This window comes from Rhizorhabdus sp., assembly GCF_018006725.1.
In the GTDB taxonomy this organism is placed as follows: Bacteria; Pseudomonadota; Alphaproteobacteria; order Sphingomonadales; family Sphingomonadaceae; genus Rhizorhabdus.
The window spans coordinates 1-5,170 of the sequence record NZ_JAGMXV010000293.1 but is presented as its reverse complement, the minus strand read 5'-3'; the positions used below and the strand labels follow the sequence as shown (position 1 = coordinate 5,170).

Here is a 5,170-nt window from a genome sequence, read left to right as displayed (position 1 = left end):
TAACCCCCAGGACCAGATCCGAGAACGATAAGATCGTAGGTATCCGCCACTGTCCGCTCCTTGCAGCTCTATTCGTCGACGGCGCGCGGCCGTCCCTGTTCATCGATCGCGACGAAAGTGAACGTCGCATGTGTCACTTTGTGGACTTCGAGCCCATCGCGCGAGCGCCGCCAGGCGGTGATGTCGATCTTCATCGAGGTCCGCCCGATCGACACCAGATCGGCATAGACCGACACGACATCGCCAACCTTGACCGGACGATGAAAGGTCATGCCATCGATCGCGATCGTCGCGGTACGGCCCCGGCTCCGCTGGGACGCGATCGTCCCGGCTGCGAGATCCATCATGCTGACGAGCCAGCCGCCGAAGATGTCGCCATTGGCATTGGTGTCCGCCGGCATGGCGACGACCCGGATGGCCGGATCGCCCGCCGGCGGTTGCTCCACCGCCTCGTCCATCAGGCGAGCAGGCCCAGCGGGTTCTCGACCAGCCGCTTGAACGCCTGCATCAGCTGAGCGCCGACCGCGCCGTCGATAGCGCGGTGATCAAAGCTGCCGGTCGCCGACATCACAGTCGCCGTCGTCAGCTCGTCACCGACGACATAAGGCCGCTTCTCACCTGCGCCGACCGCCATGATCATCGCCTGGGGCGGATTGATCACGGCGGTGAACTGCTTGATGCCGAACATGCCCATGTTCGAGATCGAGGCGGTACCGCCCTGATATTCGGCGGGCTGCAGCTTGCCGTCCTTGGCTCGCTGCGCGAGATCCTTTGCCTCGTTCGCGATGGTGGCGATCGACTTGGTGTCGGCGCCCTTGATGATCGGCGTGATGAGGCCGCCCGGAATGGCGACCGCGACCGAAATGTCCGATCGTTGGTAGCGGATCAGCGTGTCGCCCGCGAAGGAGACGTTGCAGTCCGGCACCTCGACCAGCGCTACGGCCAGCGCCTTGATCAGCAGGTCGTTGACCGACAGCTTCACACCGCGCGCTTCGAGCGACTTGTTGAGTTCGCCGCGCAGCTTCAACAGCGGATCGAGCATGATGTCGACCGTGAGGAAGATGTGCGGGCTCTGCTGCATCGACTCGGTGAGCCGGCGCGCGATCGTCTTGCGCATGTTCGACAGCTTGACGACCTCGTGAGGGATGTCGTCCGCTGCCACCACCGGCGCAGGCGCCGCTTTGGGGGTAGCCGCCGGAGCGCTGGCCGCCGCAGGAGCCGAGGCCGACGGCGCAGACGCGCTCTTGCCGCCAGAAACAGCCTCGAGATCGGCCTTGATCACGCGGCCGCCGGGGCCCGACCCCTCGATCTGGGCGAGATCGATGCCCTGCGCTGCGGCAAGACGGCGGGCCAACGGGCTGGCCTTGACGCGATCACCGCCACTGTCCTTGGCGGGCGCTGGCGCAGGAGCCGCAGGCTTTTCCTCTGCAGCCGGCTTGGCTGCCTCGGCGGTGGGTGCGGCAGGCGCTGGCGCGGCCTCCTTCTTCGCAGGCGCAGGGGAGGCCGACGAGGCGTCCTCGCCCTCTTCCGCGATCAGAGCGATCACCGTGCCGACCTTGACGCCCTCGGCGCCTTCCTCGACCAGCAGCTTCGCGATCGTACCTTCGTCGACCGCCTCATATTCCATAGTGGCCTTGTCGGTCTCGATCTCCGCGAGCAGGTCGCCGGGACCGACCTTGTCGCCCTCCTTGACGAGCCATTTGGCGAGAGTACCCTCTTCCATCGTCGGAGAGAGGGCGGGCATCTTCAACTCTATCGGCATAAACTGTCCCCTGGGGAAGGAATTGGGGTCGATGCGGTCCACACTCATTCCCCCTCCCCGGTGGCAGGTCAAGGCCGGGAATGGTCGCTGAGCGGTAAATTCACAGGCCCTTTCACCTATCTGGTGAAAAATCAGGGGAGAGGCGAAGGGTGCGTACCTATCTGGTTGTAATCGACGAAAATGATGCCTCGCGGGTAGCATTGCGCTTCGCTGCGCGTCGCGCCACGAAAACGGGCGGGGCCGTCGAAATCCTGGCGCTGGTACCACAGCAGGAGTTCGTCCAGTGGGGCGCGGTCCAGGCGACGATGGAGGAGGAAGCCAGACTGCGCGCGGAGGCTATGGTCGCCCAGGCGGCGAGCGCACTGATCGAGGACACCGGCGTGATGCCATCGATCACCGTCCGGCAGGGCGATCCGGTCGCAGTCGTTCGCGAAATTCTCGGCGAGCAGCCGCATGTCGCCGCTCTCGTCCTGGGCGCCGCCGCAAGCGGCAATCCCGGCAAGCTGGTGTCTCATTTCGCAGGAACCGATGCGGGGCAATTCCCCTGCCCCGTCATGATCATTCCCGGATCGCTGAGCGACGAGGCCCTCGACCGCGTCAGCTGACCCGCGTTCAGCCCACGATACGCGGACCGAGCACCGCCATCATTTCGGCGCAACCCTTGACGTCCTGCTCGTCGAAGCGCCCCTTGATCGGGCTGTCGAGATCGAGCACGCCGATCAGTTGCCCCTGATGGACGATCGGCATTACCAGTTCCGACGCCGAGGCCGAATCACAGGCGATATGCCCCGGAAAGGCGTGGACGTCGGCGACGCATTGCGCTTCATGCGTCGCGGCGGCCGTACCGCAGACGCCCCTCCCGAATGGGATACGGATGCAGGCCGTCTTGCCCTGGAACGGTCCGAGCACCAGTTCGTCGTCGACCGCCCGATAGAAGCCCGCCCAATTGAGATCGGGCAGATATTCCCAGATCAATGCGGCCGCATTGGCCATGTTGGCGATCGCATCGGGTTCGTCCGCCGTCAACGCCGCGAGCGCCGCCGAGAGATCGTCGTAGAGAACGGCCTTGTCGCCATGCTTGTCGATATCGAACCTGTACATGGCCACCATCTGGCGGCACTTGGCTTGCGCTTCAAGCGTCGAGCGATATCCTCGACAAAAATCCGGGGGGAGCGGCGCCGATGGCCTTGTCCTATTATCGACTGACCGCCTTGCTGGCGCCGGCCTTCGTGCTGCACGTCGCCGAGGAATATGTCACCGGCTTCCCGGCCTATGCAGGCGAGATCAGCGGTCATGCGATGGACCTGCCACTGTTCCTCGGCAGCAATCTGGCCTTTCTCGCTATCCTTGTCCTGCTGCAACGCCGGGCCGTCCGCCTGCGCACCGACAGGGCCAATGCCTGGCTGATCGGCTGGAGCGCTGCCCACCAGTTCTGGAACTTCGTCTTCCACGCCGTGCTGATGCTGATGTTCGCGCGTTATTCGCCCGGCATGCTCTCGAGCGCGCTGGTCTATCTGCCCCTGTCGCTGTTGCTCTGGCGCGCAGCGCTGAAGGAAGACGTCGTCCAGCCCACCGCGATGACGGTGGCGATTCTGTCCGGGGGACTGTGCATGGGGGCTATCGCCGCCTTCGGTATCTTCCACCTTGCTGGGTTCTGACGGACCCGCTCAGTCAATCTTCGGCCGGCCCCGCGCTGCCTTGACCCCCGACCGCTTGGTCTTACCGTCCAGCCGCCGCAACTTCGACGCATAGGTCGCCTTGGTCGGCTTGCGCTTCTTGGGAACAAAGGTCGCGTCGCGGATGAGGTCGAGCAACCTCTGCAGCGCCGCCTCGCGATTGCGCGGCTGATCGCGATATTCCTGCGCCTGGATGACGATGATGCCCTCCTGCGTCAGCCGCGACCCAGCCAGCCGCTCCAGCCGTTCGGCCACCGCCGAGGGAAGCGAAGGCGAGTGGCGGACGTCGAAACGCAGTTCGACTGCGCTCGACACCTTGTTGACATTCTGACCACCGGGGCCGCTTGCCCGCACGAAGCGCTCCTCGATCTCCTCCTCGTCGATCGAAATATGCTGCGTGACCGGTATCCGCGGCACGGGTCAGGCGCCGTTGCCGAAGCCCAGCACGCGGAAGCGGTCGGGCATGGCGGCATCGGCCTCGATCGCCGGCTTGCCCTCTCGCGGGAGGACGAGGCGCGCAGCGTGAAGCATCGTCCGGCCATCCTTGCCGCCACGGCCATAGACCGGATCTCCCAGGATCGGCACGCCGACGCCGGTCGCGGCATGGACGCGGATCTGATGGGTGCGGCCGGTGGTGGGGCGGAACTCGACCAGCGCCTTACCGTCGACGCTTTCGAGGACGCGCCAGGCAGTGGTCGCCGGCTTGCCCTTGGGATCGCCGACCATGCGCCAGCCAGTTTCCCGGCTCGATTGCTTCAACAGCGGCAGATCGACGAAGCCTTCCGATGCGTCGGGGATGCCGTCGAGGATGGCGAGATAGACCTTCTCGACCCGCCCCTCCTCGAAGCTCTGCGCATAGCGCCGGTGCGCCTTCGGGTTGCGCGCAAGCAGCAGGCAGCCCGACGTGTCGCGGTCGAGGCGGTGAACCGCGCTCGGCCAGCGCTTGAAACCGAAGGTGAGCGACTGGAGATGGTTCTCCAGGCTCAGACTTCCGTCGCGCGGGGGATCGACGGGCAGGCCCGCAGGCTTGTCGATGACGATGGCCTCGCCATCGATGAAAAGAATATGTTCGTCCAGCACCCCGTCCCCATGCACTGCCGGAGCGCGGCTGCAAAGTGGTTCCTTGCCTTTTCCCCGCTTCGCCGCTATGCGCCCCCATCCCGCTCTGGTCATCCCTGGAGGCAGTGCGGGTCTTTTTGTAACACTAAGCGAACTGGAGACATGTCATGAGCGAAGTGCTCGACCTGTCGGCCGAGGTGCGCGAGCGGGCAGGCAAGGGAGCCTCCCGCGCGATCCGCCGCGAAGGCCGCGTCCCCGCCGTTGTATACGGCAACAAGCAGGAACCGACCTCGATTCACATCGAGGAGAAGGTCCTTATGAAGATGCTTCACACCGGGCACTTCTTCAACAGCGTCGTCATGCTCGACGTTGGCGGCGAGAAGATCCGGACCCTGCCGAAGGACGTTCAGTTCCATCCGGTCACCGACCGCCCCCTCCATGCGGATTTCCTCCGCATCGGTGAGCATTCGACCGTCAGCGTCGACGTTCCCGTCCGCTTCGTCGACGAGGATCTGTCGCCCGGCCTGAAGCGCGGTGGCGTTCTCAACATCGTCGTTCACGACCTCGGCCTGACCGTCGACGCCGCGATGATCCCCGACGAGATCGTCGTGTCGCTCAAGGGCCTGGAAGTTGGCGACAACATCCACCTCTCGCAGATCAAGCTCCCCAAGGG

Annotated in this window: 8 protein-coding genes; 3 read left to right on the top strand and 5 right to left on the bottom strand. The window is 65.0% G+C overall.

What is annotated here, in order from left to right; all coding sequences use genetic code 11:
* Positions 1-68: 68 nt before the first annotated feature.
* Together KAY22_RS24265 and KAY22_RS24260 are read right to left on the bottom strand one after the other, a co-directional pair.
* Positions 69-458: an acyl-CoA thioesterase gene (locus KAY22_RS24265; protein WP_296625710.1), complete on the bottom strand. Its 390-nt coding sequence runs from the start codon at positions 456-458 to the stop codon at positions 69-71.
* Positions 458-1,762 carry a pyruvate dehydrogenase complex dihydrolipoamide acetyltransferase gene (locus KAY22_RS24260; protein ID WP_296625709.1) on the bottom strand — a complete coding sequence of 435 codons (1,305 nt, stop codon included), beginning with the start codon at positions 1,760-1,762 and terminating at the stop codon, positions 458-460. The genes KAY22_RS24265 and KAY22_RS24260 overlap by 1 nt, the downstream gene beginning before the upstream one ends.
* A gap of 149 nt (positions 1,763-1,911) precedes the next feature.
* On the opposite strand from KAY22_RS24260, the gene KAY22_RS24255 reads away from it, so the two are divergent.
* Complete coding sequence (locus KAY22_RS24255) at positions 1,912-2,367, top strand: universal stress protein (protein ID WP_296625708.1); 456 nt, start codon at positions 1,912-1,914, stop codon at positions 2,365-2,367.
* A 7-nt stretch (positions 2,368-2,374) separates the two neighbouring features.
* Here KAY22_RS24255 and KAY22_RS24250 read toward each other — a convergent pair whose 3' ends face one another.
* Positions 2,375-2,863 (bottom strand): GAF domain-containing protein, encoded by a 489-nt coding sequence (locus tag KAY22_RS24250; protein ID WP_296625707.1) that lies wholly within the window; start codon positions 2,861-2,863, stop codon positions 2,375-2,377.
* 80 nt (positions 2,864-2,943) lie between these two features.
* Between KAY22_RS24250 and KAY22_RS24245 the strand changes: the two genes are divergently transcribed.
* Positions 2,944-3,420, top strand: coding sequence for an HXXEE domain-containing protein (locus KAY22_RS24245; protein ID WP_296625706.1), 477 nt, complete (start codon positions 2,944-2,946; stop codon positions 3,418-3,420).
* 9 nt (positions 3,421-3,429) lie between these two features.
* On the opposite strand, the gene arfB is transcribed toward KAY22_RS24245, so the two are convergent.
* Both arfB and KAY22_RS24235 read right to left on the bottom strand, forming a co-directional pair.
* Positions 3,430-3,855, bottom strand: a complete 426-nt coding sequence (arfB, locus tag KAY22_RS24240; protein WP_296625705.1) for an alternative ribosome rescue aminoacyl-tRNA hydrolase ArfB — start codon at positions 3,853-3,855, stop codon at positions 3,430-3,432.
* A gap of 3 nt (positions 3,856-3,858) precedes the next feature.
* Positions 3,859-4,518: an RluA family pseudouridine synthase gene (locus KAY22_RS24235; protein ID WP_296625704.1), complete on the bottom strand. Its 660-nt coding sequence runs from the start codon at positions 4,516-4,518 to the stop codon at positions 3,859-3,861.
* Between the two features lie 146 nt (positions 4,519-4,664).
* Here KAY22_RS24235 and KAY22_RS24230 point away from each other — a divergent pair.
* Positions 4,665-5,170 (top strand): 50S ribosomal protein L25/general stress protein Ctc (locus tag KAY22_RS24230; protein ID WP_296625703.1); only part of this gene is annotated, 506 nt, incomplete at its 3' end.